32 protein-coding genes are annotated in these 26831 nt (G+C 67.2%); 16 read left to right on the plus strand and 16 right to left on the minus strand.

The annotated features are described in order from the left end of the window. Together FCF25_RS02645 and FCF25_RS02650 are read right to left on the minus strand one after the other, a co-directional pair. Entirely contained in the window at positions 1-1047 is a 1047-nt protein-coding gene (locus tag FCF25_RS02645; protein ID WP_117594629.1) for a hypothetical protein, read from the minus strand. Positions 1048-1142: 95 nt separating this feature from the next. After that, a complete protein-coding gene (locus FCF25_RS02650; RefSeq protein WP_117594630.1) occupies positions 1143-1982 on the minus strand; it encodes a PspA/IM30 family protein in 840 nt (279 codons plus the stop codon). A 76-nt stretch (positions 1983-2058) separates the two neighbouring features. Here FCF25_RS02650 and FCF25_RS02655 point away from each other — a divergent pair, with 76 nt between their 5' ends. Further along, positions 2059-2655 (plus strand): alpha/beta hydrolase, encoded by a 597-nt coding sequence (locus FCF25_RS02655; protein ID WP_394347883.1) that lies wholly within the window; start codon positions 2059-2061, stop codon positions 2653-2655. 1 nt (position 2656) lies between these two features. Here the strand turns inward: FCF25_RS02655 and FCF25_RS02660 are convergent, their stop codons facing one another. The 6 genes from FCF25_RS02660 to FCF25_RS02685 all read right to left on the minus strand — a co-directional run bounded on the left by FCF25_RS02660 (position 2657) and on the right by FCF25_RS02685 (position 6903). Further along, positions 2657-2980 (minus strand): transcription factor S, encoded by a 324-nt coding sequence (locus FCF25_RS02660; protein ID WP_137047247.1) that lies wholly within the window; start codon positions 2978-2980, stop codon positions 2657-2659. Between the two features lie 30 nt (positions 2981-3010). Further along, positions 3011-3787 (minus strand): hypothetical protein, encoded by a 777-nt coding sequence (locus FCF25_RS02665; RefSeq protein ID WP_137047248.1) that lies wholly within the window; start codon positions 3785-3787, stop codon positions 3011-3013. After that, positions 3780-4553, minus strand: a complete 774-nt coding sequence (locus FCF25_RS02670) for a hypothetical protein (protein WP_137047249.1) — start codon at positions 4551-4553, stop codon at positions 3780-3782. Before FCF25_RS02670 ends, FCF25_RS02665 begins: the two co-directional genes overlap by 8 nt. 39 nt (positions 4554-4592) lie before the next feature. Further along, entirely contained in the window at positions 4593-5429 is an 837-nt protein-coding gene (locus tag FCF25_RS02675) for an HTR-like protein (RefSeq protein WP_137047250.1), read from the minus strand. A 94-nt stretch (positions 5430-5523) separates the two neighbouring features. After that, on the minus strand, positions 5524-6510 hold the full coding sequence (locus FCF25_RS02680; RefSeq protein WP_117594636.1) for a beta-ribofuranosylaminobenzene 5'-phosphate synthase family protein: 987 nt from the start codon (positions 6508-6510) through the stop codon (positions 5524-5526). 75 nt (positions 6511-6585) lie between these two features. Beyond that, positions 6586-6903, minus strand: a complete 318-nt coding sequence (locus FCF25_RS02685) for a cupin domain-containing protein (protein ID WP_117594637.1) — start codon at positions 6901-6903, stop codon at positions 6586-6588. A gap of 130 nt (positions 6904-7033) precedes the next feature. Between FCF25_RS02685 and FCF25_RS02690 the strand changes: the two genes are divergently transcribed. Continuing rightward, complete coding sequence (locus FCF25_RS02690; RefSeq protein ID WP_117594638.1) at positions 7034-7399, plus strand: hypothetical protein; 366 nt, start codon at positions 7034-7036, stop codon at positions 7397-7399. 7 nt (positions 7400-7406) lie between these two features. Here FCF25_RS02690 and FCF25_RS02695 read toward each other — a convergent pair whose 3' ends face one another. Genes FCF25_RS02695 through pyrG form a run of 3 tightly spaced genes read right to left on the minus strand, consistent with a single transcriptional unit; the run spans position 7407 to position 10347 of the window. Further along, complete coding sequence (locus FCF25_RS02695) at positions 7407-7724, minus strand: CTP synthetase (protein WP_137047251.1); 318 nt, start codon at positions 7722-7724, stop codon at positions 7407-7409. A 59-nt stretch (positions 7725-7783) separates the two neighbouring features. Next, on the minus strand, positions 7784-8701 hold the full coding sequence (guaA, locus tag FCF25_RS02700) for a glutamine-hydrolyzing GMP synthase (protein ID WP_117594640.1): 918 nt from the start codon (positions 8699-8701) through the stop codon (positions 7784-7786). Beyond that, positions 8701-10347, minus strand: a complete 1647-nt coding sequence (gene pyrG, locus FCF25_RS02705; protein WP_137047252.1) for a glutamine hydrolyzing CTP synthase — start codon at positions 10345-10347, stop codon at positions 8701-8703. The genes guaA and pyrG overlap by 1 nt, the downstream gene beginning before the upstream one ends. 286 nt (positions 10348-10633) lie before the next feature. Here pyrG and FCF25_RS02710 point away from each other — a divergent pair, with 286 nt between their 5' ends. Then, positions 10634-11350 (plus strand): PHP domain-containing protein, encoded by a 717-nt coding sequence (locus tag FCF25_RS02710; protein ID WP_117595299.1) that lies wholly within the window; start codon positions 10634-10636, stop codon positions 11348-11350. Positions 11351-11356: 6 nt separating this feature from the next. Here FCF25_RS02710 and FCF25_RS02715 read toward each other — a convergent pair whose 3' ends face one another. Continuing rightward, positions 11357-12685 carry a trans-acting enoyl reductase family protein gene (locus FCF25_RS02715; protein ID WP_137047253.1) on the minus strand — a complete coding sequence of 443 codons (1329 nt, stop codon included), beginning with the start codon at positions 12683-12685 and terminating at the stop codon, positions 11357-11359. A 119-nt stretch (positions 12686-12804) separates the two neighbouring features. Here FCF25_RS02715 and FCF25_RS02720 point away from each other — a divergent pair, with 119 nt between their 5' ends. Beyond that, on the plus strand, positions 12805-13605 hold the full coding sequence (locus FCF25_RS02720; protein WP_137047254.1) for an aldo/keto reductase: 801 nt from the start codon (positions 12805-12807) through the stop codon (positions 13603-13605). 245 nt (positions 13606-13850) lie between these two features. Next, the gene (locus tag FCF25_RS02725; RefSeq protein WP_137047255.1) at positions 13851-14156 is read left to right on the plus strand and encodes a hypothetical protein; all 306 of its coding nucleotides are present in this window, start codon (positions 13851-13853) and stop codon (positions 14154-14156) included. Positions 14157-14183: 27 nt separating this feature from the next. On the opposite strand, the gene FCF25_RS02730 is transcribed toward FCF25_RS02725, so the two are convergent. After that, complete coding sequence (locus FCF25_RS02730) at positions 14184-14570, minus strand: hypothetical protein (RefSeq protein ID WP_137047256.1); 387 nt, start codon at positions 14568-14570, stop codon at positions 14184-14186. A 37-nt stretch (positions 14571-14607) separates the two neighbouring features. On the opposite strand from FCF25_RS02730, the gene pdhA reads away from it, so the two are divergent. Together pdhA and FCF25_RS02740 are read left to right on the plus strand one after the other, a co-directional pair. After that, positions 14608-15681: a pyruvate dehydrogenase (acetyl-transferring) E1 component subunit alpha gene (gene pdhA / locus FCF25_RS02735; RefSeq protein ID WP_137047257.1), complete on the plus strand. Its 1074-nt coding sequence runs from the start codon at positions 14608-14610 to the stop codon at positions 15679-15681. Beyond that, positions 15674-16642, plus strand: coding sequence for an alpha-ketoacid dehydrogenase subunit beta (locus FCF25_RS02740; RefSeq protein ID WP_117595300.1), 969 nt, complete (start codon positions 15674-15676; stop codon positions 16640-16642). The genes pdhA and FCF25_RS02740 overlap by 8 nt, the downstream gene beginning before the upstream one ends. 34 nt (positions 16643-16676) lie before the next feature. Here the strand turns inward: FCF25_RS02740 and FCF25_RS02745 are convergent, their stop codons facing one another. Continuing rightward, positions 16677-16940 (minus strand): hypothetical protein, encoded by a 264-nt coding sequence (locus FCF25_RS02745; protein WP_137047258.1) that lies wholly within the window; start codon positions 16938-16940, stop codon positions 16677-16679. Positions 16941-17071: 131 nt separating this feature from the next. On the opposite strand from FCF25_RS02745, the gene FCF25_RS02750 reads away from it, so the two are divergent. After that, a complete protein-coding gene (locus tag FCF25_RS02750; RefSeq protein ID WP_137047259.1) occupies positions 17072-17992 on the plus strand; it encodes a helix-turn-helix domain-containing protein in 921 nt (306 codons plus the stop codon). A 166-nt stretch (positions 17993-18158) separates the two neighbouring features. Continuing rightward, complete coding sequence (locus FCF25_RS02755) at positions 18159-18968, plus strand: formate/nitrite transporter family protein (protein ID WP_198665713.1); 810 nt, start codon at positions 18159-18161, stop codon at positions 18966-18968. Positions 18969-19198: 230 nt separating this feature from the next. On the opposite strand, the gene FCF25_RS02760 is transcribed toward FCF25_RS02755, so the two are convergent. Further along, positions 19199-20761 carry an amidohydrolase gene (locus tag FCF25_RS02760; protein WP_137047260.1) on the minus strand — a complete coding sequence of 521 codons (1563 nt, stop codon included), beginning with the start codon at positions 20759-20761 and terminating at the stop codon, positions 19199-19201. A gap of 102 nt (positions 20762-20863) precedes the next feature. Between FCF25_RS02760 and hmgA the strand changes: the two genes are divergently transcribed. Continuing rightward, complete coding sequence (gene hmgA, locus FCF25_RS02765; protein ID WP_137047261.1) at positions 20864-22078, plus strand: hydroxymethylglutaryl-CoA reductase (NADPH); 1215 nt, start codon at positions 20864-20866, stop codon at positions 22076-22078. Between the two features lie 77 nt (positions 22079-22155). Further along, positions 22156-22335 (plus strand): hypothetical protein, encoded by a 180-nt coding sequence (locus tag FCF25_RS02770; RefSeq protein WP_137047262.1) that lies wholly within the window; start codon positions 22156-22158, stop codon positions 22333-22335. Positions 22336-22349: 14 nt separating this feature from the next. Here FCF25_RS02770 and FCF25_RS02775 read toward each other — a convergent pair whose 3' ends face one another. Next, positions 22350-22877 (minus strand): DUF5817 domain-containing protein, encoded by a 528-nt coding sequence (locus tag FCF25_RS02775; protein ID WP_137047263.1) that lies wholly within the window; start codon positions 22875-22877, stop codon positions 22350-22352. Between the two features lie 135 nt (positions 22878-23012). Here FCF25_RS02775 and FCF25_RS02780 point away from each other — a divergent pair, with 135 nt between their 5' ends. The 5 genes from FCF25_RS02780 (at position 23013) to FCF25_RS02800 (ending at position 26757) form a co-directional block, all read left to right on the plus strand. Further along, positions 23013-23813, plus strand: coding sequence for a YihY/virulence factor BrkB family protein (locus FCF25_RS02780; protein ID WP_137047264.1), 801 nt, complete (start codon positions 23013-23015; stop codon positions 23811-23813). A 30-nt stretch (positions 23814-23843) separates the two neighbouring features. Continuing rightward, positions 23844-24182 carry a cupin domain-containing protein gene (locus FCF25_RS02785; RefSeq protein WP_117594654.1) on the plus strand — a complete coding sequence of 113 codons (339 nt, stop codon included), beginning with the start codon at positions 23844-23846 and terminating at the stop codon, positions 24180-24182. Between the two features lie 213 nt (positions 24183-24395). Further along, positions 24396-25436, plus strand: coding sequence for a thiamine pyrophosphate-dependent dehydrogenase E1 component subunit alpha (locus FCF25_RS02790; protein ID WP_137049341.1), 1041 nt, complete (start codon positions 24396-24398; stop codon positions 25434-25436). After that, on the plus strand, positions 25436-26500 hold the full coding sequence (locus tag FCF25_RS02795) for an alpha-ketoacid dehydrogenase subunit beta (RefSeq protein WP_137047265.1): 1065 nt from the start codon (positions 25436-25438) through the stop codon (positions 26498-26500). The genes FCF25_RS02790 and FCF25_RS02795 overlap by 1 nt, the downstream gene beginning before the upstream one ends. Next, positions 26497-26757, plus strand: a complete 261-nt coding sequence (locus tag FCF25_RS02800) for a lipoyl domain-containing protein (protein ID WP_137047266.1) — start codon at positions 26497-26499, stop codon at positions 26755-26757. Before FCF25_RS02795 ends, FCF25_RS02800 begins: the two co-directional genes overlap by 4 nt. The last annotated feature ends 74 nt before the right edge of the window (positions 26758-26831 follow it).

Here is a 26831-nt window from a genome sequence, read left to right on the forward strand (position 1 = left end):
TCACTCCCAGTCCAACTCCTCGCTCCGGTTGACGCTCCGGAGGATGAACGGACCGATAGAGAGCGTCCGCTTCGCGACGGTCGCGATGCGCAGCACGTACGACAGAAGCACCATGAAGGGGACCAGCGCGACGGTCACCGCCCCCGAGACGACCCAGACGAGGTTGTCGACGCCGAAGGTGAATCCCTGAATCGACCCGGGGTTGTCGACGTACAGAATCATCGCCGTGGCGACGACGAGCGCCGGAACCGACGTGTACAGCATCGTCCGCGAGAGGTTGATGAGCTCCCACTGGAAGTAGAGCGTCTTGAAGTGTTCGCGGGTGGGGCCGAAGAACTGCAGCGTCTCCAGCAGTTCGTCGAGTTCCTCGCGCGTTCGCTCCGAGAGCGAGTCGGCGTACTCGTTTCGGAGACGCCGTCCCTCGTATATCTTCCACGAGTAGTTGAAGTCCAACGCGGCGAACAGCACGTCGAACGTCCCGAACTGTTCGTCTTCGAGCTGGTCCGAAACCTCGCTCGCGTTGTCGACGAGCCCCTCGACGTACTCGCGGACGACGCCCTCGGCTTCGGTGGTGCTCTCGCCGTTCGTCTCGTCCGTCGTCTCGCTCAACCCCTCGGCACGTTCGCGTATCCCCTCGGTGAACGCGCGGAGAAACGCCGACGGCTCCGGGGGGACCGCCGAGACGCCGAGAACCTCCTCCACGTCCTCTCGGAACTCCATCGCGCCGGCCATCCGGTCGCGCTGGTCGCCGAGCGGCCCGAGCTCCTGCGAGAGCACGAGCTGGTTGATGGTGACGACGAGCGTCACGCCGGTGATGATGGCGGTGAGAAAGCCCTGAAACGCCGTCTCGATGGGGTCTTTCGCGTTCCACGAGCCGCGAATCGGCGCCGGGTCGACGACTCCGAGAACGACCAGCGTCACGAACACCAGCGCCAGCGTGCCCCCCGTGACGAACCAGCGGTCCGCGTCCATCAACAGCCAGAGTTTGACGCGACTGCCGCCGATTCGCTCGCGCATCGTGTTGCTCGGTTTGTCGCCGTCGCTCATGTTCGCATTACGGTCACGCTGTACAAAGTGTTCGCGTCGTCGGCGACCGCGGCGCGGAAACCGCTGCGGGATCCGGTGCCCGGCGGATTACCACGTCACTCCGCGCGCGACTCCTCTTCGTTCTCCAGCTCTTCGAGGTCGGCTTCGGTCTCCTCGTCCGTCTCCGAGGACTGCAGGTCTTCGAGTTGGGCGTCTATCTCCTCGTCGCTCGCGGTGTCGCTCTCGGTCTCGCCGGAGGACTTGCCCATCTCGGCTTTCAGCGTCTCCAGTTCGCTGTCGACCTCGCCACCGCTCCGCATCGAGTCGAGTTCGCGGTCGATGGAGTCCTTGTCCGACAGCGCGTCGTCGAACGCGCCCGTCTCCTGCAGTTCGTCCATCGCCGCCGAGCGCGCCTCCATCTCGTCGGTTTGCTCCTCGGCGCGCTCGATAGCGCGGCCGACGTCCTCCATCTCGTCGCCGACGCCGGTCATCGCCTCGGAGACGCGACTGGACGCTTCCGCCGCTTCGTAGCGCGCCTTCATCGTCTCCTTCTTCGTGCGGAACTCCTCGATGCGGCTCTCCAACTGGTTCTTCTTCTCGACCAGTTCGTCCTGGGTGTTCTGCAGTTGCGCGACCTGCCCCTCGAGCTCCTCGATCTGTGTCATCTTCGACTGCTTCTTTTCGAGGGCTTTCCGCGCGAGGTCCTCGCGGTCCTGTCGCACCGCTTCGCGGGCCTGTTCGTTGTGTTTCTCGACGTTCTCCTCGAGACGGCGTTTCTGTATCTCGAGGCGCTTCTTCTGGGTCGTCAGGTCCGCGATACCCTGCTTGACGTCCTGGAGTTCGTCGCGCATCTGCTCGTAGGAGTAGTCGAGCGTCTCGTTCGGGTCCTCCGCGCGGTTGAGGAGGGCGTTGATCTTCGACCGCACGACGTACGACATCCGCGAGAGTATTCCCATACCTCCTCCTTGTGTACGCTGGCCTTAAAACCTCATGCGGCCAAGAGTTCGTGTGACAGATTCGAAGACCGTGTTGATTCCGGGCGGGAGAGACGTTCGCGCGACGCTCGACGCGAGCGACGCGTCGACCGAAAACGTCGTCGTCGCCTGCCCGCCGCATCCCCAGCACCGCGGTCACCGCGGCGACGAACGACTCGTCGCCGTCGCCGACGCGCTCACCGAGAGAGAAGTCGACTGCTTGCGCTTCGACTACGGCGACTGGGACGAGGGCCGCGGCGAGCGAACCGACGCGCTGAACGCCCTCGACTGGGCCGCCGAGCGCTACGACTCCGTCGCCCTGTTCGGCTTCAGTTTCGGCGGCGCAATCGCGCTGCTCGCCGCGGCCGAGGCCCGCGACACGGTGGACCCGGCGGCCCTCAGCGCGTTGGCTCCGGCCGCACAGATCGGCGAGAAACACGGCCTCGACGCGGTGGGTGCGCTGTACGAGATTCGCGCCCCGGTGCAGGTGGTGTACGGAACGCGCGACACGACCGCCGACTGGGAACCCGTCGTCGACAGGGCGCGCGAACTGGAGTGTGCCGTCGTCGAGATGGAGGCCGACCACTTCTTCGTCGGCCAATCGGCGAAGGTGGCGGAGACGGTGAGCGGGTTTCTCGTTTCGGAGTTCGACTAACTCAGTTGTACTCGCGCCACCGGTAGCCGCACTCCTTACATTTAAAGAACCGCGTCGGCGGTTCGTCGGCCGACGCCGTCTGCTTGATGGTGTACCACGCCTCGCCGTGGCCGCAGTTGTCGCAGGTCACGTCGTTGGCGGTCGGTTTCCCCTCGAAGTCCGCGCCCTCTTCGGTTTCGATGACCTCGCTGTCGGCCTGCGATTCGGTGGAGACGAACTCGGCGGCGCGCTCCTCGTCGCGGTCGGCGCTCGCGCCGCAGTTCGTACAGACCATCGCGCCGTCCTGGTTCATCATCATCGAACCGCAGTCGTCGCAGAACTGCATATCCCCGTCTACTCGTTCCGCCCTGAAAGGTCAGTCGGAGCCGTCTTCGCTCTCCGCGTCGCGGCGAGCGCGGCCGCCGCCGGGCGCGTCGGCGACGGCGTGGGCCGCCCGCCGACTGCTTCCGGCACCGCCGTCGTCGTCGACCATCGGGCAGTCCCGCACGCGGAACCGCTCGAACCCGACCGTCTCGACGATGTCGGTCCCCTCGTGGCCGCAGCCGAAGCCCGGCGGCGACTCGAAGTGCGGGCAGGTCTGACAGTAGTGGCGCTTCGAGACGACGTACGTCTCGCCGTCGCCGACCTCGACGGGTGTGTCGTCGCCATCCGGCGCGTCGAGGGGGGTCTCGCCGACGGTGACACCGTCGGTCCACGTCCGGCGGCCTGTCCGACGCTCTTCGACGACGGCGTCGGCCCACTCGTCGACGGCGGAGAAGTCGAAATCGGCGGCATCGGCGTCTGCGCTCCCGGAGTCGAACCTCCCGGCGTCGACGCCGTCGCCGCCGGCCGTCGGCTTGAGGTCGGCCCACGGGTCCGAGACGTCTGTGTTTCCGCCGGCCGACAACTGCTCGAACGGGTTGGTGTCGCCGACGTTGTAGGTGTCGTCGGTGTCGGCAGTGTTGTCGGTGTCGTGAGTATTGGTGATGTCGCGAGTGTCGTCGGTGTCGGCAGTGTTGTCGGTGTCGTGAGTATTGGTGATGTCGCGAGTGTCGTCGGTGTCGTGAGTGGCGGCGGTGTCGTCGGTGTCGTCGGAATCGGCGTCGTCACCGTTACGCCTCGCCGGCCCGCCGTCGGGATACTCCTCAGACATCGAAGTTTGTCAGACCGGTCGGGTCGTCCTCGGCGGTGCTCGCGGCGTCGGTCGTCAGCGTCGCCGACCCGAACGGCCAACCCGGCGGAGTGACGCCGTCGAACCGTGCGCCGCAGTGCGGGCACGTCGGCGACGAGAGCAGTCCGAGGTGGACCGTCTCGCCGCAGTCCGCGCAGACGCCTCCGCTCACGCCGTTTCTGTGCGCCGATTCGAGAAACTCGTCGAGTTCGCGGTCGGCGGCTATCGCCGCCTCCGCTCGCTGCACCCGGTCTCGAAGGTCGACCGTCACCCGGGCGAGCGTCGTCAACCGTTCTTCGGCCGTCTCAACCCGCTCGGCGAGTTCCGAGTCGAGGTCCGCCGAGAGCGACTCGACGCGACGTTCCAGCGCCTCCACGTCGGCGCTCGCCTCCGCCACCGCCTGCCGAATCTCGGGGTGCTCGTGGTCGAGCGGCGCTTTCGCGTCCGTCTCGCGTTTGACCTGGACGACGCGGTCGCGGACGTCGCCGATCTTCTCGTCGACGTCGGACTGGACGCCGTCGACCCGCTCGTCGAGGCCATCGAGTCGCGTCGTCAGCGCGTCGAGCGTCGATTCGGCGGTCGCGTCGCCGTCCGCCGACTGCGGGCGGTCCTCGGAGCGGTCGGCGAACGGCTCCGCGTCCGACGTGTCGGGACTCTCTCCGGTGTCGTCGGTCTCGGCGCTCGACCCGACCGGCGCTGTCGACTTCCACGCCGACTCGTCGCTCGGTTCTGCCCGGTCGTCAGCCATCTGAAATAGCTCTATGCGTCTCGCGTCTTAAATGTTCGCTCAACGTATCTTTCTGACGTCGCTCACGTCGAGTCCCGACTCCGCTATCTCGACCTCGAAGCGGACGATGTTCTCGCCCTCGATACGCGAGAGGACGCCGCGGAACTCCTCGACGACCATCGTCCGGGCGCGCTTGGACCCGCCCGACTCCCACCGGAAGCGGAGCGTCCCGCCGGCGGCGTCGGTCAGCAGTCCCAACTCTTTGGGACCCAACGTCTCCTCGTTGACGAGCAGGATGATGAGTCCGCCCCACTGGTGGGCGGCCTTCCGGAGCCCTTTCATCACCATCGCGATGTCGGACCACGCCATCTCGTCGGAGACGGCCCCGACGAGGTCGGTGATGGAGTCGACGAGAACCAGGTTACCGGCCGCGTGCTCGCCGAGGTACTCGCCGAGGGCACCCATCACGTCCTCGCGGTTGTGTCGCGCGCCCAGATCGCGAATCGTCGACGTCTCGCCGACGTACCACTCTCTCGGGACCGGACTCAGTTGGAAGTACTCCGGCGAGAAGTCCCGGAACCGAATCTCCGAGAGCGCCGCGTCGACGATGTCGTCGGCCAGCGTGTACGCCAACTCCCGTCCGATGTACTCCTCGTCGGTCGTAAACGAGAGGTAGTGAACTTCGTCGGGCAACCGCGTGTTCTCGCCAAGCGAGCCGTAGTACAGCTCGAACAAGTCGTTGTCGGCGTGCGCCAGCGCGTTCATCGCCGCGCTCGTCTGCAGGAACTCCCGCGCACCCGCCCCGGACTCGCCCGACAGGAGGACGACGTTGCCCGGCGGTGCGCCGCCGCCGATGACGGAGTCGAAGCGCGAGATGCCGAAGGGGAGGTTCTCCATGGCCGCCCGTCGAAGGCCGCCGGGATAGTCGTTACGCCGGACAGTCGGGTTGCCCGACACGACACGACTCGTCAGATGCGGGTGGTCCGACGCATCACTCGACTCGCGCGCCGACGTTCCGCGGTGCGGAGACGAACACGTCGCCGTCGATACCGGCCGCCGCCAGCGCTTTCTCGCCCGCCTCCCGAGCGGCGTCGGCGCGCGCGGCGTCGGTGACGCCGTAGACGGCCGGCCCCCACGACGACTGTCCGGCGCCGTACACCGCGGGCGCGTCGTCGAGCGACGCGACGAGTCCGCCGACCGGCGGGCGGTAGACGCCGCCCTGCTCGTCGGCGTACCACGCGCCGTTGAGGCGGCCGATTTCGGCCACCGCCTCGCCGAACCGCTCGGGCGCGTCGCCGGCGACGGCGGGGAGCACTCGACGGACGACGATGCCGGAGATGCGGTCGGCGATGGTCGGGTCGGCGCGCTCGACGGCGGCGCGCATGCTCGCGTCCTCGTCGGCGTCGCTCTTTCCGGGCGCGGCGTCGGGCAGCACGACGAGAAACCGCCAGTCGTCGGGGATTCGGTGGCGCGCGGCTACCGACGGGACGGCCCACTCGCCGTCTTCGGGTCTGTCGGCGGTGAAGCGCGCCGTCGGGTGGCCCGCGTCGAGAACGAACCCTCCCGATTCGAAGGCGGCGACGCCGACGCCCGAACGACCGCCGCGGCCAAGCGCCGGTGCCCGCTCGCGCACGTCCGGCGCGTAGTCGTACGCGCCGGCGACGCCCGCGAAGACCGAGAGCGCCAGTTGCGTTCCGCTCCCGAGACCCACGTGCCGCGGCAGCGACGACTCGACGCGGACGCGTGCGCCGGGGACGCCGAGCAGTCTGGTCGCCCGACCGGCGTACTCGTGAATCGTCTCGGCCCGTGCGTCGACGCGCTCCGCGAGGTCGACGGTCACCGCGTCGTCGGGCGTCACGTCGACGGCGAGTTCGGGCCCGTCGAGCGCCGCGCCCAGCGCGCCGTACAACCGCTCGTGGGCGAGGCTCAGATTACAGAAGCCGAAGTGGAGTCGCCCGGCGGCGGTGACGCGCGTCATGCAACGTCGTTGGGAACCTCGCCGTATCGGGATTTCGACGGTGGCAACGCTGGACGGTGTTTTCGCCCCGTCCGCTCACGACGGGAGCGGGCAGAGACTCGCGGTGAGGACGGCCGTCTCGTCGGTGTCGTTGCGCGCGCCGTGGACGACGCCGCGCTCGTGGAGGACGACGCCCGGCGCGTCGACCGCTTCCTCGTCGTCGCCCTGAACCACCGTCACCGTGCCGCGAAGCACGTGGAAGACGTTCGTGCTGTCGGCGTGTTCGTGCGGCGAGAGTTCCGCGCCGGGACCGAGCGCGAACGCCTTCACGAGCACGTCGTCGGTGACGACGAGTTCCGCCGTCTCGAGTTCTCCGTCCGCGGGGTCGAGGTCTTCGAGTCGGTCGAGTGTCATGGCCGTGACGACGGCGGCGTGGCGAATAAGCGTGGCGTCGTTGGCTCGCTTCGCTCCCGAGTCGCTCCTGCGTGTACCTCGCTCCCGAACCGCCCCCGTGTTTACCTCGCTCGCTCCCGTACATCCCACGATGGACACAGACCGCATTCCGGACGGCTGGTACGAGGAGTCCGACCCCGAGTTCATCGACCGGAAGTACGACCCGCGACCGGTCACCGTCTTCCGGCACGTCGACCACGGCGCGACGCTCGTCGCGATGCCGTCGGAACCGAACACCGAACACGCCGAGACGGACACCTACCGCCTCGCCGTCGCCCGCGAGGAGACGTCGAACTTCGGCGACGTGGAGCCGTTCGCGGAGGTACGCGGCGACGACGCGGCGCTCGATGCCGCCGAGACGTTCGCGAGGGCGTACAACGACGAAGGCGGCGGCGACGCCGGCGTCGAAGCCGGGAAACGGGCAGTGTCCGAACAACGGGAGCGGAAAACGGAGTAGACGCGGCTCAGACGAGCTCTTCGGCGACAACTGACGCCGAGAGCAGTTTCGGGTCGACCGCGAGATCTGCCTGCCCCTTCGCGAACTCCGGGAGCGACTGCTCCGCGTAGACGACGACGCGCACGTCGGGGTTCAGCTCCTTCGCCAGCGGAATCGCCGTCGCCTCCGCGACGTCGGTGAGGACGACGAGGGCGGCGTCGACGACGCCGGCGTCTTCGAGCGCCGGGCGGGTGACGACGCCGTCGATGCGCGTGAGTTCGACTCCCTCGTCGGTGAGGGCGTCGGCCAGTCCGTTCTCGTCGGGACCGCAGAGTATCGCTTTCATAGATTACGTGGGGTGTGAAGGGCTGTCGAAGCGGGCCGAGTCGAGTCGCGTTCGTCGAGTTACTCGTACTCGATGGTCGCGGGCGGCTTGTGCGTCACGTCGTAGACGACGCGCGCGACGTTGTCGTTCGTTCCGGTGATTCGGCTCTGGATGCGCTGGAGCGTCTCCCAGTCGAGTTCCTGGGCGCGGGCGGTCATCCCGTCTCGGCTCTCGACCGAGCGGACGGCGACGATCCACCCGTGGACGCGGTTGTCGCCTTTCACGCCGGTCCCTTTGCCGACGACGGCGGCGAACGCCTGCCACGGGTCGTACTCCTCCAGTTCCTCTTCGACGACGTGGCACGCCTCGCGGGCCACCTCGACTTTCTCCTGTGTGACTTCGCCGATGACGCGGACGGCCAGACCGGGGCCGGGGAACGGCATCCGCTCGGCGACGACCTCCTCTAAATCGAGCGCGCGGGCGACTTCGCGGACTTCGTCCTTGTAGAGGTCGCGGACCGGTTCGACGATGCCCTCGAAGTCGACGACGTCCGGGAGGCCGCCGACGTTGTGGTGCGACTTGATGCCGCCCTCCGATTCGATGCGGTCGGGGTAGATGGTCCCCTGCACGAGGTAGTCGGCGTCGGTGTCCTTCGCTTCGCGCTCGAACTCGCGGATGAACTGCTCGCCGATGACCTCGCGCTTCTTCTCCGGGTCGACGACGCCCGAGAGCGCCTCGAAGAAGCGCTCGTGCGCGTCGACGACGCGGAGGCTCTCCATGAAACTGAAGATTTCGCGGATGCCCTCGGTCTCGCCTTTGCGCATCAGGCCGGTGTCGACGTAGACGGGGGTGAGCTGCTCGCCGACGGCCTCGTAGGCGAGCGCGGCGGCGACCGAGGAGTCGACGCCGCCCGAGAGCGCGATGACGGCGTTGGCGTCGCCCACTTCTTCTCTGATCTCTGCGACGGCTTCGTCGATGAACGAGTCGGTGTCGACCATTAGGCTTCGACCTCCGTGACTTCCTCAGTTTGTTCGAGAATCGCTTCGACGAGACCGACGAACGGCGGACTCGCCCTGTCGGGCCGCGAGCGGTACTCGGGGTGGAACTGCGTTCCCAGGAAGTACGGGTGGTCCCCGAGTTCGACGATCTCCATGCGGTTTCCGGACTTCCCCGAGAACGTCAGGGCACCGGATTCGAGTTCCGAGAAGTACTCGGGGTTCACCTCGTAGCGGTGTCGGTGCCGTTCGGTACAGGTGTCGGCACCGTAGACGCGATGTGCGAGCGTCCCCGGCTCGATGTCGGTGTCGTGCGCGCCGAGGCGCATCGTCCCGCCCATATCTTCGAGGTCGTACTGGTCGGGCAGGAGGTCGATGACGGGGTGGGTAGTGTCGGGGTCGAGTTCCGCCGAGTGGGCGTCCTCCCACCCGAGAACGTTGCGAGCGTACTCGACGACCGCCATCTGGAAGCCGAGACAGAGGCCGAGGAAGGGGATATCGTTCTCGCGAGCGTAGCGGATGGCCGCTATCTTCCCCCTGGTGCCGCGGGAGCCGAATCCGCCGGGGACGACGATGCCGTCGGCGCTCTCCAGGCGTTCGGTGTGGTGGTCGCGCATCTCGTCGGAGTCGACCCAGTGGACGTTCACCTCGACGCCCGTTTCGATGCCGGCGTGCTTGAGCGCCTCGCGGACGGACATGTAGGCGTCTTCGAGGTCGTACTTGCCGACGAGCGCGATATCGACGGATCCCTCCCGGTTGCGCGTCACGAGGTCGCGCCAGCGGTTGTCGCGCTCGCCTTCGGGGAGCGCCTCGTCGCCGAGTCCAAGCCGCTGCATCACGTACTCGTCGAGTCCCTCCTCCTCGACCATCAGCGGGACGTGGTAGATGTCGTCCACGTCGGGGTTCGAGAAGACGGCCTCGGTGGGCACGTCGCAGAACAGCGCGATCTTCTCCTTCGTGTCGATGTCGAGGCGGTTCTGGTTGCGGCCGATGAGGATGTCCGGCTGAAGCCCGATGCTCCGCAGTTCCTTGACGCTGTGCTGGGTGGGTTTCGTCTTCTGCTCGCCGTTCTTCGAGTCGGGGACGAGCGTGACGTGCATGAAGAGGATGTCCTCCTCGTCCTCCTCGTGGGCGAACTGCCGGAGCGCTTCGAGGTACGGCATCGACTCGATGTCGCCGACCGTCCCGCCGACCTCGACGAGACAGACGTCGGTACCCTCGGCGGCCTCGCGCACGCGACGCTTGATGTCGTCGGTGATGTGCGGGATGATCTGGACCGTCTTCCCGAGGTAGTCGCCGGCGCGCTCCTTCTCGATGACGTGCTGGTACGTCTTGCCCGTGGTGACGTTGTGGTCGGAGGTCATGTCGACCCCGAGGAACCGCTCGTAGTTCCCGAGGTCCAGGTCGACCTCGCCGCCGTCCTTCAGCACGTACACCTCGCCGTGCTGGTACGGGTTCATCGTTCCGGCGTCCACGTTCAGGTAGGGGTCGATCTTCACCGCGGTGACGTCGAACCCGGCGTTCGACAGCAAGCGCCCGGTGCTGGCTGCCGTGATTCCTTTGCCGAGTCCGGACATCACACCCCCGGTGACGAAAATGAACTTCCTCCCTAAGTTCGGGTTGTAGCCCGTGTCGGGTTCCGTCGGCATACCGACTGTGCGCGAGGCCCGTTGAAGAACGTTTCGTCACGCGCAACCGTTTGCGAGAGGCCCACAAAGACGCGCTCCGTATTGGCGTCGCAGTCGCCACCTACCGGACGGCGGACGGCGCCTCCGCGGTCCTCTCGTCCGCGCTCGCTGCGGGTTCGGCACGAACTACCGCGTCCGAATCGGCAGCAGAAACGTCTATCCGCGTGCCCGTCTATGGACGAACGTGCCGCCGACTCACGACTACCATATTCACTCGACGTACTCGGACGGCAAGTTCCTCTATCGGATGCTGCGCGCGGCCGAGGAGGCCGGTCTCGACGCCGTCGGGTTCGCCGACCACTGCAACGCCTCCACCCGCGACCAGGCCCGCCGGCGGACCTACGAACTCGGGTTCAACCTCGACCAGACGTATCCGCGTCGGCGGGCGGCCATCGACTCGCTCCGCGAGTCGTTCGACGTCCGCGTCTTCGACGCCGTCGAGATGGACTACGACCCGCGCGACGAGGACGACATCCGTGCGTTCCTCGACGACGCCGGGTTCGATTACGCCGTCGGGAGCGTCCACCGACTCGACGGGACGAACGTCCACACCGAGGGGTTCTTCGCGGCGAAATCCGAGGCCGAACAGCAGGCGTACGTCGACGACTACTTCGAGAAAGTCGTCTCGCTCGTCGAGTCGGAACTGTTCGAGATCGCCGCCCACGTCGACCTCGTCGAGCGAAACCCCGCGCTCCGCGGCTACGCCACCGCCGACCACTACGAACGCGTCGCCGACGCGTTCGCGCACTCCCGGACCGTCCCCGAGATAAACGCCGGACGCGTCCTCCGGGAGTACGGCGAGGTCCACCCGTCGCCGCCGCTTCTCGCACTGCTCTTGGAACGCGACGTCGGTTTCACCGTCGGCACCGACTCGCACCGCCCGCGCGAACTCCGCGAGCGCCTGCCGGTGTTGCTGGAGTACTTCGAGGAGTACGGTATCGAACCGGTCCGGTTGTTCGACTGACGGCGGTTACTCGTCCGGTCTGGCCTCGTCGTCCGAGTTCGCCTCCGAGTCCGCTTCCGCGTCGACCCCGCTGGTTTCCTCGTTCTCGTCCGTAGCGTCTGACTCTTCCTCGTCCGCAGCGTCCGACTCGCCCGTCACAGCGGCGTCGTCGTCGGCTTCCTCGACGACTTCGCGCTTCTCGATGACCTCGTCGTCGACTCCCTCTGCCGTCTCGTCGTCGGACTCGATCTCGCTCACGTCGCCCTCGGCTTCGTCGACGTTCTCGGACTCTTCGGCTTCGTCGCTCGCTCGAACGTCGTCGTCGGTTCGCTCGACGCCCGGTACCGCTAAAATCAGGTCGGGGCCGAACGCGCTCGCGGGCGTCTGATACCCCGGCGGCGCGTCGCCGGCGAGCGTCTTTTCGGCGCACAGAATCGCTGTCTCGGCCGTGAGCGCGTAGGCGTGCGGCGTTCGGAGGCGGGAGACGACGCGCTCGTCGCCGTCGGCGGCCGCCTCGCCCCAGACGTACACCGTCGCGTCCGCTCGCTCCTCGGCGCTCGGATTCCCGACATAGCGGTCGGCCAGCCGTTTGAGCAACCGCTTCGCCGGCTTCGTCTCCAGCAGCGGAGCGAGGTACCGCTGCGCCTCCATCGTCCGCCGCGTCGATTCGGGGAACGCCGCGTACACCTCGATGTTCGGGATGCCCGTCGTCGTGTACGCCGTCGACACGTCGCCCCACGGGATGGTGACGGCGGTGCGCCACCCGCGGCCGAAGTCGATTTCCCGCGTCTTCCACCCGCTCGGTACGTGGTGGAGCTTTCCGTCCTCGCGAATCGCGCCACCCTCGCCGAGGCCTTCGATAGCCGTCTTCAGCGTCCCCGTCGACAGCGACCCCGAGGTGTCGAACCCCAGCGAGAGGTGCGTCGCCTCCGGGAGTCTCTCGGCGAGGTGAGCGGCGAGACAGTCGGTCGGCACCACGTCGAAGCCGACTCCGGGCAGAATCGTGACGCCGGCTTCTTCGGCCTCCGGGCCGCGGCGCTTCAGCCGCTCGAACACCTGTATCTCGCCGGTGATGTCGAGGTAGTTCGCGCCCGCGTCGAGGCAGGCGTCGACCATCGGTTCGGCCGTCTCCGAGAACGGCCCGGCGCAGTTCAACACGGTGTGGGCGTCGTCGATTCGGTCGGCGACGGTGTCGAGGGAAGCGACGCGGGCGCGGACCCCGAGTTCGTCGGCTTGGGCGGTAACCTCCTCGGCGTCTCGCCCGACGAGAATCGGGTCGAGACCGCGCTCGACGGCCTTCTCGGCGACGAGCGACCCGGTGTAGCCGTACGAGCCGTAGATGACGAGTTCGGACATACTGTCGCTGTACGGGACCGTGACTGTTGGGCGTTGCGGCGTCTCTCACCCGGCGAGCGCGAAGTAGACGGTCCTGCCGCGACCGGAGGATTTTGGCGTCGTCTCCGCGAACTGACCCCATGGAGTTCCCACGACTCGGTCTCGGTACGTACCAGAACAAAGACCTCGACCAGTGCGCGACGAGCGTCGAGACGGCAATCGACGTCGGTTACCGCCACGTCGACACCGCGCAGGGCTACGAGAACGAGGAGGCCGTCGGCGACGGAATCGACGCAGCAGGTGTGTCTCGCGACGACCTCTTCGTCGCGACGAAACTCGACACCGGAAACCTCGGCTACGACGACGTGCTGGAGACGACCCGCGAGAGCGCCGAGAAACTCGGCGTCGACACCATCGACCTCATGTACGTCCACTGGCCGCTGAACACCTACGACCCCGAGGAGACGCTGCCCGCGCTGGACGAACTCGTCGACGAGGGCGTCGTCGAGCACGTCGGCCTCAGCAACTTCCGCCCCGACCAGCTCGACGAGGCGAAAGACCACCTCGACGCGCCCATCTTCGCCCACCAGGTCGAGATGCACCCGATGCTCCAGCAGGACGAACTCCGCGAGTACGCCCGCGAGGACGACCACTGGCTGGTCGCGTACTGTCCCATCGCCCGCAACGGCGTCGCCGACGTCTCCGAGATTCGAGATATCGCCGAGAAACACGACGCGAGCCCCGCGCAGGTCGCGCTCGCGTGGCTGCTCTCGAAGGACGAAGTCGCGCCCATCCCGAAGGCGACCGGCGAGGAGCACATCCGGCAGAACTTCGAGGCCGAAGCGCTGGAACTGGACGACAAGGACGTCTCGACCATCGACAGCCTCGACCGCGAGGAGCGCATCGTCGACTTCGACGACGCGCCGTGGAACCAGGTCTGAGGCCCCGTACGGGGTAGCTACGACGCGGCCTCGACCGCACAACCACTTTCACCGTGGTTGGCTCGCGCTTATTGCAGCCAAAGCCGTCTGAGTAAAACACGAGCATCAGCAGTGGTCGGTGGTGGGACACCGACGCGGTGCTCGTTCCCCTTGAGAGGATTGAGCATGTGGAGACAGACGGTTTCACGACATAGGAGTTTCGACGAACCGCACGAGAGACGCCATCGCGCCGCCGGAGGTGCGCGATGAACGCTGAGGCCGACGGCGGCACCGACGTTGACGAGAAGACGAAAACTGGTGCCGACGAGGAGACGGAAACGGACGAAACCGACGAGAGCGCGGCCAGACGCGGTCAGACCCGCACGGTTGTCGCCGTCGCGCTCCTCTTCTCGCTGCTCGGCGCGACGCTTCCGCGACTGGCTAGCGGCGACCCGCTCGCGGCGTGGGAGATTCTCCTGCTCTCGACGCTCGGGCTCGCGGCGGGCGTCGCGACGCTCGGCGGCGAGTCGATTCGGACCGCCGCCGCCGTGTTTCGCGAGAGCGGACCGTGAATCGATCGACGGGCGATGCGGGACCGGTCAGGCGACTGGTTGCGCCAGCGCTCGCATCGTCGCCGCGCCGACGACCAACACGACCCCGAACAGCGCCAGTGTGCCGAGCGGAGACGTCGCGTCGGCGACGACCCCGCCGACCACCTCGAACGGGACCACCGCCAGCGAGTAGACCATCGACGCCGAGGAGAGCACCGTCGCCCGCCCGACCGAGTCGATACGGTCGTTCAGATACTGGTTGCCGAGCGTGACCGAGGCGGTGTTGACCGCGCGGGCGACGAAGAACGCCGGGACGGCCAGAATCGGCGCGACCCAGAGAGTCGCGAACAGCGCGCCGACCAGAAACGGGACCACAGCGAACCACCGCCGGATGCCGATTCGACGGTCGTCGCTCGCCCGTCGGAGGGCCGACATCAAACTAAGTAGCTCCTCGCTGCACACCCGCACAACCGTGCCACGCGAAACAGCCTACGAACTCTCGATAGACCACGTGCAGGTGCTGGAGCCCGACGGGAGCGTCGACGCCGAGTTGGAGCCCGACCTCTCCGAGGACGACCTGCTCGAGATGTACTGGACGATGAAACGATCCCGCCGACTCGACGAACGGGCTATCGCCCTGCAGCGGCGGGGCGAGCTCGGCACCTACGCGCCAGCCACCGGACAGGAGGCCGCGCAGGTCGGCAGCGCCCACGCGCTCGCCGACGAGGACTGGATGGTGACCTCGTTCCGCGAGACACCCGCTTACCTCGCCCGCGGGACGCCGCCGCACATGCTCCTGTGGTACGCAATGGGAATGGAGGAGGGGTCGGCGACGACCCGCGAGAGTCGGAACATGCCGCCGTCGATCCCGGTCGGCTCGCAGGCACTGCACGGGGCCGGTCTCGGGTGGGCTCAGGAGATAGCGGACGAAGACGCCGCGTCGCTCGTCTACTTCGGCGACGGCGCGACATCGGAAGGCGACGTGTACGAGGCGACCAACCTCGCGGGCGTCTTCGGCTCTCACACCGTCTTCCTCTGTCAGAACAACCAGTACGCCATCTCGGTCCCGCGCGCCAAGCAGACTCGGGCGGAGACGCTAGCCCAGAAAGCCGCTGCTGCCGGCATCGAGGGCGTGCAGGTCGATGGCAACGACGTGCTCGGGACCTACGCCGTAGTGCGCGACGCCCTCGAGAGCGCCCGCGAGGGCGACCCCGTCTTCGTCGAGGCGCTGACTTACCGCCGCTCTCTGCACACAACCTCCGACGACCCCTCCGTCTACCGCCAGGAGGAGGAAGAGGAGGAGTGGGAGGCACGCGACCCACTCACTCGGTTCGAGACCTACCTCCGCAATCGGGACACTCTGGACGACGACCGCATCGCCGACATCGAAGCGTCGATAGAAGACGACCTCCGCGAGGAGATCCGACTGGGGAACGAGGGTCGCGAGGCCGTCGACGTCGAGGAGATGTTCGAGTACGCCTACGAGACGCCCATTCCGGAGGTCGAGCGCCAACGTGCGGCCTTCAGAGGTGAGGACCGTGACTGAGAAACTGCGATTGGTCGAAGCCGTCCGCGACACGTTGTTCGCGGAGATGGCACGCGACGACTCCGTCGTCGTCTACGGGCAGGACGTGGGTCGAAACGGCGGCGTCTTCCGGGCGACGCAGGGACTCCTCGACGAGTATCCGAACCGAGTGTACGACGCGCCCGTCGCCGAAGCGGGAATCGTCGGCCTCGGCGTCGGTCTCGGCGTCTACGGCTTCACACCGGTCCCCGAGATCGAGTTCTCGGGGTTCATGCACCAGGCGTTCCACCAGATACAACAGCACGTCTCCCGCCTCCGCAGTCGGACGCGCGGCGAACTCAACTGCCCGATGACGATTCGAGCGCCGTACGGCGGCGGTATACACGCGCTCGAACATCATTCCGAGAGCTTCGAGGCTGGGTACGCCCACACGCCGGGGTTGAAGGTCGTCGTTCCCTCGACACCCGCCGACGCGAAGGGACTGCTGACGAGTTCCATCCGCGACCCCGACCCGGTCGTCTTCTTCGAGCCGACGCGTCTCTATCGGTCGTTCCGCGAGGAGATGCCCGAAGGTGAGTATACGGTCCCGCTCGGCGAAGCCGACGTGGTGCGCGAGGGCGACGACGTGACGGTGGTCGCGTGGGGCGCGATGCGTCACCGCGTGCTCGACGCGGCCGAGAACGTCGACGCGAACGTCGAGGTGGTCGACCCGCGGAGCATCGTCCCGCTCGACACGGAGACGGTGCTGGAGTCGGTTCGCAAGACCGGCCGTTGCGTCGTGGTACACGAAGCGCCCAAAACAGGAGGAATGGCCGCCGAGATAACCGCCCGAATCAACGACCGGGCGCTCTACTATCTCGAAGCACCGGTCCAGCGGGTCACCGGCTACGACGTGCCGTACCCGCTGTTCGCCAGAGAGGACGACTACGTCCCCGACGAGGACCGAATTCGACGCGGTATCGAGCGGGCGCTGCCGGAGTGAGCCAGTCGGTTCACTCGCGCTCTCTCGATCCCGTTCACGCTTCGTTGCTGTTTCGCTCCATGTAGTCGCGTGCCGCCGAGAGTACCTTGTCGAAGCCGGTCGAATCCTCGGTCAGCGGCGTCCGGTGCGACGCGCCGAGTTCGCTACGGGGGACGGCGTAGGCGCTCCATCCGTCGCCCTCGCGGGCGCAGACGACGCGCTCGTCGGGTCCGAGCCACGAACGGACGTCGTCGTCTCGCTCTTCGGTCGTCCACCCGGGCGGCGCATCCTCGTCGGAGTCGTCGGTAGGGGAACTCATCGCGGGCGAGTGGGCAGTCCCCAGACGCATAGCTGTTCGCCGACTGTTCGACGGACGCTCCGCTGAAGCGAATTTCAGTAACGGTTCCGAGGGGCGCAACGGCTTTGCCCCGGGCATCGTAAGGTGTTGACATGAGCCACTCCGCCGGGAACGAGTCGGTAGCCCCCGAGAGCGACGCCGGTATCGCCCCCGCCGAAGCGTTCGCCCTCCTCGGCAACGACACGCGGATCGAGATTCTCCAGGCGCTCCTGGACGAGGACGGCTCCGAGGAACCCGTCTCCTTCTCGGAGCTGTACGAGCGCGTCGACATCGACGACAGCGCCCACTTCAACTACCACCTCAAGAAGCTCACCGACCACTTCGTCCGCCGGACCGACGAGGGCTACACATTCCGGTACCCCGGCTGGAAAGTCGTCCGCGCCGTCTTCGCGGGGACGTTCACCGACCGCGCCGAACTGGAGCCGTTCGACGCCGACGGCGACTGCTACGACTGCGGCGGCGGGTTGCAAGCGTGGTACGCCGAGGAGCGACTCACCATCGCCTGCGGCGACTGCGGGACGGTCCACGTCAGCTACCCGTTCCCGCCGGGCGGCCTCGACGACCGGACGCCGGCGGAACTGCTGCAGGCGTTTCACCACCACGTCCGCCACCACTACTGTCTCGCCGCCGACGGCGTCTGCCCCGAGTGCATGGGGAAGATGGAGACCGCGCTCTCGCGGGAGACGACGTACCCGGGACTCGACGTGCAGGTCACTCACGAGTGCCACCGGTGTCACAATCGCCTGCACTCGGCGGTCGGACTCAACCTGCTGGACAACGCCGACGTGATGACGTTCCACGCCGAACGAGGCGTCGACCTGAGCACCCGACCGTTCTGGACGCTCCCGTGGTGCGTCAGCGACGAGCGAACCGACGTCGTCTCCTGCGACCCGCTGGAGATCCGACTCGATATCTCCACCGGAGGGGACTCGATGTGTATCGTCCTCGACGACTCGCTGAACGTCCTCGACGTCGACGGCTGTGCCCGCCCCGTCGGCGCGTCGGAGCGATAGCCGCCGAGAGCGACGAATCGCCCCGCCGCGGGAGAGAGAACTGGGCCGGCGCGTTCGTCGTCCGAGAAGTCGCTCCGTGCCAAAAATTACGTACGAAGCGACCGTCCGTCCGGTATGTACGCGTCATCGACCTCGGAGTTCGTCAGCGTCGCAGGCGGTCGGTACCGTGAGTGAACCCGACGGCGGCGAGCCGGTCGGGCTCCTCGGCAGGCAGACGCCGGCGCGCGACATCCTCGAAACGCAGATAGAGGAGGGCCTCCACGAGATAAACCGCGAGCTCGACGGCCTCTTTCTCTCGGGGCTGTCGGCGGGACTCGACATCGGCTTCGGGCCGCTGTTGATGGCCGTCGTGCTCACGCTGTCGGCCGGCAGCTACGGCGACCTGCCGACCGAGCTACTGCTCGCCAGCGCCTACTCCATCGGGTTCATCTTCGTCGTCCTCGGCCGGTCGGAGCTGTTCACCGAACACACGACGCTCGCGGTGCTCCCCGTCATCGACGGACAGGCTTCGTTCACCGAGCTCGGGCGACTCTGGGCGGTAATCCTCGTGAGTAACGTGCTCGGGGGATTGGTGTTCACCGCCTTCGTCGTCAACGTCATCCCCAGCATCGGCGTCGCCCGCCCCGAGTCGTTCATCACCGTCGCGGAGAAACTCATCCACCACGGTAACTGGGGGATGTTTCTGTCGGCTATTCTCGCCGGATGGCTGATGGGGCTGCTCTCGTGGCTCGTCACCGCCGCCCAGAGCACGACGAGCCGTCTGCTCATTATCTGGCTCGTCACGGCGGCCATCGGCCTTCTCCACCTCCCCCACTCCATCGCGGGCAACGTCGAGGTGCTGTTCGGGCTGTTTCTCGGCCCCGAGATAACGGTCGCGGACTACGCGCGATTCCTCGTTCTCGCCACGGCCGGTAACGCCGTCGGCGGCTCCGTGTTCGTCGCGCTGCTCAAGTACGGTCACGTCACCCGAGCGTAACGGTCGAAGAGCCGCGTGGAGGGGGCCGGGCGGTGACCCCGGAGTCGCCCGGTGAGCGTCCGCGGGAACGGGAGACAGAGCGTTTACGTGGACGAGAGGCGAGGCGAACAGGCCGCACCCGGTCCGGAGTGTCGGTCCGCACCTCTCCTGTAGGAAAGCCCGTGAAAGAGCGCTTTGGCTCGATAGTCGAAAGGCGAGAGCGCCCGCTCCCGTCCGGTACGGGTCCGAAGCTATCGACGCCCGTCGAACGCCACGTCGCCGTCGACGACGGTCATCGCCACGTCGATCTCTCGAATCCGGTCGGGGGCGTCCCACGGCGACTCGTCGAGGACGGTCAAGTCGGCGCGCTTGCCGACCTCGACGGTCCCTAATCGGTTCTCGTCGAATCCCGCGTAGGCCGCGCCGAGCGTGTACGCCCGAAGGGCCTCGGTGACTCCCACGCGCTGACTCTCGGCGGGGGCGTTGACCGCCCAGTGAACGCCCAAAAGCGGGTCCAGCGGCATGCAGTCGGAGCCGAACGCCAGCGGCGCGCCCGCGTCGAGCAGCGCCGGGTAGCGGTTCGTCTCCGTTCGTCTGTCGCCGAGTCGGGCGTCGTACAGCCCGTCCTCGTCGGCCCACTTGAGGAAGTTCGGCTGGACGGAGGCGACGACGCCCATCTCGCCGAACCGCTCGATGGCCTCGTCGGAGGCGAGTTCGACGTGTTCGACGCGGTGGCGCATCTCGCCCGGGTTCTCCGTCTCAGAGTACGCGTCTAACACGGCGTCGACGGCCTCGTCGCCGATGGCGTGCGCCGTGACCTGAAATCCAGCGTCGTCGGCGCGGGCGACGATGTCGCTCAGTTCGTCGGGCCCGACGACCCACTGGCCGGTCGCCGACGCGTCGTCGCTGTAGGGTTCGGAGAGTTTGGCGGTCCGGCCGCCGAAGCTCCCGTCGGTGTAGCTCTTTATCGCGCCGGTCCGCACCATCTCGCTGCCGTGGTTCGTCCGCAGACCCGCCTCCGTGACGGCGTCGAGGTGGTCGGCCCAGTAGTTGAGTCGTATCCGGAGCGAGAGCTCGTCGGCGAGGTCCAGTTCCCGATACACCTGCGGCGCGTACGAGTGGCGAACCATGTCGTGGACGCCCGTGACACCGAGTTCGTTCGCGCGGCGCTGGGCCGCGGTCAACAGTTCGCGCATCTCCTCGGGGCCGGGTTCGACGGCCTCGAACACCGGGTCGACGGCCTCCTCGACGACGACGCCCGTGGGGTCGCCGTCTTCGGTGTGGATGTCGTCGTCGGGCATCCCGTCGCGGCAGCGGTCCAGAGCGACGGAGTTCAGCGACGCGACGTGCATGTCCTCGCGGAAGGCGACCACCGGCCGGGAGTCGGAGACGGCGTCGAGGTCCTCGCGGGTGAGGTAGCGCGACTCGTCCCAGGTGCTCTCGTCGTAGCCGTAGCCCTGAATCCAGCCGTCGGAGCCGACCTCGTCGGCCCGTTCGCGGAGGCGGTCGACGGCTTCCGTCGGCCCCGACGCCCCCGAGAGGTTCGCGTGGACGAGGTAGCGCCCGGTCATCGAGAGGTGGACGTGCGCGTCGACGAAGCCGGGGAGGACGACCCGGCCGTCGAGGTCGACGACCTCGGTCTCGGCACCGGCGAGGAACTCCACGTCGTAGGTGGTTCCGAGTCGGACGATTCGGCCGTCTCGGACGGCGAGCGCTTCGTACACCTCGTCGGCGTCACCGTCGGTGGTTCCGTCGGCGCCGGCGAGGCTGTGGACCTCCGCGTTCACGAGGAGGAGGTCTGCTGCGTCGGTCATGGTGGCTCTGCGGTGGGGAACTGGCAAAACCGTTCGGGAACCGGCTTTTCGGAGGTGGAGAAAACCGACAGTCCTTAGCGACCGCCGCGAGGACGACACAGCATGACCGACGCCGAAGCCCTCGCCGACCGCGTCCGCGACGGCGACCTCAGATTCCACGAACTCGAAGACCACGCCGACGCCGACACGGCGTCGGCGGCGCGTCGACTCCTCGTCGAAGCACAGTCGGGTGCGTCGCTCGACGCCGTCGGCGACTACGGATTCCCGGCCGAGCAGGCCGACCCGAACATCGAGAACATGGTCGGTGCGGCCCAGATTCCGATGGGCGTCGCCGGTCCCGTCACCGTCGACGGCGGCGCGCTCTCGGGCGAGCGCTACCTCCCGCTGGCGACGACCGAAGGGGCACTTCTCGCATCGGTCAACCGCGGCCTCTCCGTCGTCGACGGCGCAGGTGGTGCACGAGCGCGCGTCACCAAATCCGGGATGACCCGCGCACCGGTGTTCAGCGTCGCCGACATCGTAGAGGCCGAGGCGCTCGTCTCGTGGGTCCGCGACAACGAACCGGCGCTGAAGGAGGCGGCCGAGGAGACGACGAACCACGGCGAACTGCTCGACGTGACGCCGTACGTCGTCGGCAACTCCGTCTTCCTGCGCTTCCGCTACGACACCAAGGACGCGATGGGGATGAACATGGCCACCATCGCCACGCAGGCGGCCTGCGACGTGGTCGAAGCGGAAACGACGGCGTCGCTCGTCGCGCTCTCGGGCAACCTCTGCACCGACAAGAAACCGGCGGCGATAAACGCCGTCGAAGGCCGGGGTCGGAGCGTCACGGCGGACGTGACAATACCCAGAGAGACCGTCGAAGAGCGACTCCACACGACGCCCGAAGCCATCGCCGAAATCAACACGCGAAAGAATCTCGTCGGCAGCGCCAAAGCCGGAAGCCTCGGCTTCAACGCCCACGTCGCCAACGTCGTCGCCGCGATGTTCCTCGCCACCGGGCAGGACGCCGCGCAGGTCGTCGAAGGGTCGAACGCCATCACGACGGCGGAGACGACGCCCGACGGAGACCTCTACGTCTCCGTCTCCTTGGCGAGTCTCGAAGTCGGTACCGTCGGCGGCGGCACCAAGTTACCGACGCAATCTGAAGGGCTGGACATCCTCGGCGTCCGCGGCGGCGGCGACCCGGCGGGCGCGAACGCCGACGCTCTCGCCGAGGCCATCGCCGTCGGGTCGCTCGCGGGTGAACTCTCGTTGCTCGCGGCGCTCGGGTCGCGACATCTGTCGAGCGCGCACGAGGAACTGGGCCGGTAAGTCGGTCGGGAGCCACCACCGAAGATTTGAAACGTGAGCTGAGGTGGAATTAAGCCGCGAACGCCCACAATCGAACTATGGCTTCACAACGAGTTGCCGTTCTCAGCGCGCTCGACGACATTCGCACCGTACTCTTGGGACTCTACTTCGCGGCCGTCGGCCTGTTCTGTGCGCTCGCGTTCGGCGACTTCGGCGTCGGTGCCGGAATCATCTTCTTCGTCGTCGGCGGGGTGCTCGCGCTGGGCACCGAACTCTGAGTCTCTCGGAGGGCTCAGAGCGACCGATACCGGCCGCCGCTCTCCGACACCTCGCCGCGACGGGCGAGTTTCTCCAAGATGTCTCGTGCTTTTTCTCCGGGCACACCACGCTCTGCGGCGTAACTGACGACCTCCTCCTCGGTGGGTCGGTCCTGCTCTGCTACCGCGTCTTCGACGAGTTCGCGCCGCGATTTCGACGAGGCGGACGGCGACGACTCGTCGCCCGCGGCGGCGACTTCGTCGGCGTCGAGGCCCGACCGTTCGAGATACTCGCGGTCGGAGATGTGGGCGTCGTCGAGTTGCGTCTCCATCTCCGACACCGAGTCGAGAGTCGAGAACGCCTCCGACGCGCCCTGTTTCTCCGCGAGTATCGCCGAGCGAACCTGCCGGGCGGCGTCGTGGTCCTCGGCGGTGTACATCTTCCGCAGTTTCTTCGTCTGGTGGCGCTTGCCGCAGCGAGAACACTGCGCCGACGCCTGCTCGCGCGGATTTTCGAGAATCCAGATGTTCGAACAGCCGTTGCAGCCGACGACGGCGTACATATCTCGCTGTGGTCGGGCGACGGGTTTGAATCTACTGTTCGCCCGAGAGTTATCGGCTGCGAAGACAGTCACAGACGGCGTGGAGAAACGATTTACTCCTAACCGTTGCAGTGTGTCCGTGAGCAGTGACTCTACGTGGGACTGACCAGTACGCTGCGAACCGTCGTCCGCGTCGCGCGGGACCGAGATATCGCGTTTCTCGCTGCCGGATTCGCTTACTACGCGCTACAGTCGCTCATCCCGCTTGCGATTCTCGTGTTCGTACTCGCGACGTTCGTCGGCGAGGGACAGGTCGTGATGCAGTTACTCGACCGGGTGAGCGCGTACGTCTCCGAGAGCGGGCGACAGGTGCTCGAACAGGCGTTGACCAGTTCCGCGGGCCGTAGAGGGGCGAGTCTCGCCAGTCTCGGATTTTTGCTCTGGGGCGCGCTGAAGATGTTTCGCGGACTCTCGAAGGCGTTCGGGGAGGTGTACGGCAGTTTTCACTCCATCGGCTTCTTCGGACGGTTGCTCGACGGGTTGCTCGTTCTCGGTGTCGTCCTCGTCGCCATCGCCCTCATGGTCGGTGCGGGCGTCGTCGTCACGTTCGTCGACCTCTCGATTCCCTACCCGACGTTCGTGACGACGCTGTCGCTGTTCGTGTTGCTCGTCCTCGTCCTTCTTCCCATCTACTACATCCTTCCGCCGGTTCCGGTCACGTTCAGACACGTCATCCCCGGCACCGTCGTCGCCGCCGGCGGGTGGATTCTCCTCCAACTGGCGTTTCTGTACTACGCGCAGAACGCCTCGCAGTACCAGGCCTACGGTATCCTCGGCGCGGTGCTGTTGTTCGTGACGTGGCTCTATCTCGGCGGCGTCCTCGTTCTCCTCGGCGCGGTGGTCAACGTCGTCATCGAACGGCCGACGCCGTACGCGGAACTCCGTGCGCCGCGCTAGCTTTATTCGGTCGGCGCGCAGTCACAGTCTATGGAACGACTGTCGCTGTCCGACGTAGAGACGACCGAAGCCGTACCCGACGTTCACCTCGCGCAACTCGCCGCGGGTGAGGAGATGAGCGTCCAGCACTTCCACATCGCCGCCGGAGCGTCGGTCCCCGAACACGACCACCCCCACGAGCAGACGGGCTACATCACGCAGGGGACGCTGACGTTCGTCGTCGACGGGGAGGAGATCCGCGTCACCGAGGGCGACTCCTACGTCATCCCCGGCGGCGAACCGCACGGCGCCGAGAACCGCGGTGACGAGCCCGTCCGCGGCGTCGACATCTTCAGTCCGCCTCGAACGAACCCCGACTGGCAGGAGTGAGGAGTCTCGACCGGCCCGTTTCACCGCAGTCGGTCGACGTGTCACCGCAGTCGGTCGATACTCGACGAGACGGGCGCGCCCGACTCGCGCCACGCTTTTTCGCGCCGTCGTACACGCTCGTCTGACAGTTCGACGCGGTGAGATAACGTTGATACCGTGGTTCGTGTTATCACTGAACGGAGAAACATGTTGTCGAGAAACACTTTGACGGGGATGTACGAGGAGATGGTGACCGCGCGGTACTACGAGGAGCGCCTGCAGGAGGAGTATCTGGAGGGCAAACAGCCGGCGTTCGACATCTCGGCGGGACCGATTCCGGGCGAACTCCACCTCGCGGCGGGCCACGAGGCGTCGGCGGCCGGCGTCTGCGCGCACCTCCGCGACGACGATACCGTCACGGCTCCGCACCGACCGCACCACGTCGCGATCGCCAAAGGCGTCGACCTCGACCGGATGACAGCCGAGATATTCGGTCGACGGACCGGTCTCTGCAAGGGGAAGGGCGGACACATGCACCTGTTCGACCCGGACGTGAACTTCGCGTGCAGCGGCATCATCGCCGAGGGCTGCCCGCCCGCGGTCGGCGCGGCGTTGGCGGCGAAGAAACGCGGCACCGACAGCGTCGCCGTCGCGTTCCTCGGCGAGGGCGCGATAGACCAGGGCGGCTTCCTCGAATCGCTCAACCTCGCGGCGGTCCACGACCTGCCCGTGGTGTTCGTCGTCGAGGACAACGACTGGGCGATCAGCATGCCGAAAGGACGTGTCACGGACGTCGAGAGCGGCGCGCAACGCGCCGAGGGCTTCGACATGCCGGGCGTCCGGGTCGACTACAACGACGCCGTCGCCGTCTACGAGGCCGCCGCGGACGCGGTCGGACGCGCCCGCGCCGGTAACGGGCCGACGCTCCTCGAAGTACAGGTCCACCGCCACATGGGGCACTTCATGGGCGACGCGGAGGGCTACCGACCGAAAGACGAGGTCGACCGCCTGAAGCGACTCGACCCCATCGACAGACTGGCCGACGACCTCCGCGCCGAGGGCGTCGACGACGAGACGCTCGACGACCTGCGAACGGAGGCCGAACGACGCGTCGACGACGCCATCGAGTTCGCGAAGGAACAGCCCGAACCGGACCCCGAGGAGGCGTACGAGGACGTGTTCTCGAACCCGCCGGCTTCGGGACCCACCGCCGCGACCGACGGGGGAGCGGCGTCGGATGAGCCTACCGCGGACGACATGGGAGGTGAGCGCTGATGGCGACCGAAGAGCGAGAGAGCGGCGCACAGCAGGCGGGAACGGCGGACGCGACCGACGCCGGCGACCGCGAACTGACGATGAGCCGGGCGATGGTCGAGGCCGTCGCGACGGAGATGCGCGAGGACAACGAGGTGTTCGTGATGGGCGAGGACGTCGCCGACTACGGCGGCATCTTCGACAGCACGGAGGGGTTACTCGACGAGTTCGGCCGCGACCGGGTGATGGACGTACCCATCAGCGAGACGGCGTTCCTCGGCGCGGCGGTCGGCGCCGCGCAGGCCGGGATGCGCCCGATTGCGGAACTGATGTTCGTCGACTTCTTCGGCGTCGCGATGGACCAGATCTACAACCAGATGGCGAAGAACACGTACATGAGCGGCGGCGCGGTCGACGTGCCGATGGTGCTCATGTCCGCCGTCGGCGGCACGTACAACGACGCCGCCCAGCACTCCCAGACGCTGTACGGCACGTTCGCGCACCTGCCGGGGATGAAGGTCGTCGTGCCGAGCACGGCGTACGACGCGAAGGGGCTGATGCACAGCGCCATCCGCGACGACGACCCGGTCGTCTACCTGTTCCACAAGCGGCTGATGGGGCTCGGCTGGATGCCGTCGCCGCCGGGACCGAAGACCGCGGTCCCCGAGGAGGCGTACGAGATACCGTTCGGCGAGGCCGACGTCAAGCGCGAGGGCGACGACGCGACGGTCGTCACGCTCGGGCTGCACGTCCACCGGGCGCTCGACGCGGCGGAGACGCTGGCCGACGACGGCATCGAGGCCGAAGTAATCGACCTGCGGACGCTCGTCCCGTTCGACACCGAGACGGTGCTGGAGTCGGTCCGGAAGACGGGGCGACTCGTCGTCGTCGACGAGGACTACCGGTCGTTCGGCCTCACCGGCGAGGTCGTCGCCCGCGTCGCCGACGAGGCGCTGTCGGAGCTCGACGCCGTCGAACGGGTCGCGATGCCCGACGTCCCCGTCCCGTACGCGCGACCGCTGGAACAGGAGGTCAACCCCGACGCCGGCGACATCGCCGCGGCGGTTCGACGCACGCAAGAATGAGCGGGGACGCCGTCGCCATCGACTCCGAGGACGTGTGGCCCGACGACTCCGACGATATCGACGAGGCGGTCGTCGCCAACTGGTTCGTCCGACAGGGCGGACGAGTCTCCGAGGGCGACACCGTCTGCGAGATTCAGATAGAGAAGGTGAGCATCGACGTGCCCGCGCCCGCGTCGGGCGAACTCGCCGAGCAGTCGGTTCCCGAGAACGGCGAGTTCCGCCGCGGAGACGTGCTCGGTCGGATTCGACCGAACTGAAGCCTCGTGGGGTCGGTTTCGCCGACCCACGGTGCTCTCTTCGAAGTTGTTTCGTGTGTGAATCCGAGTTCGTT

Source organism: Haloprofundus sp. MHR1 (assembly GCF_005155585.1).
GTDB classification, from domain to species: domain Archaea; phylum Halobacteriota; class Halobacteria; order Halobacteriales; family Haloferacaceae; genus Haloprofundus; species Haloprofundus halophilus.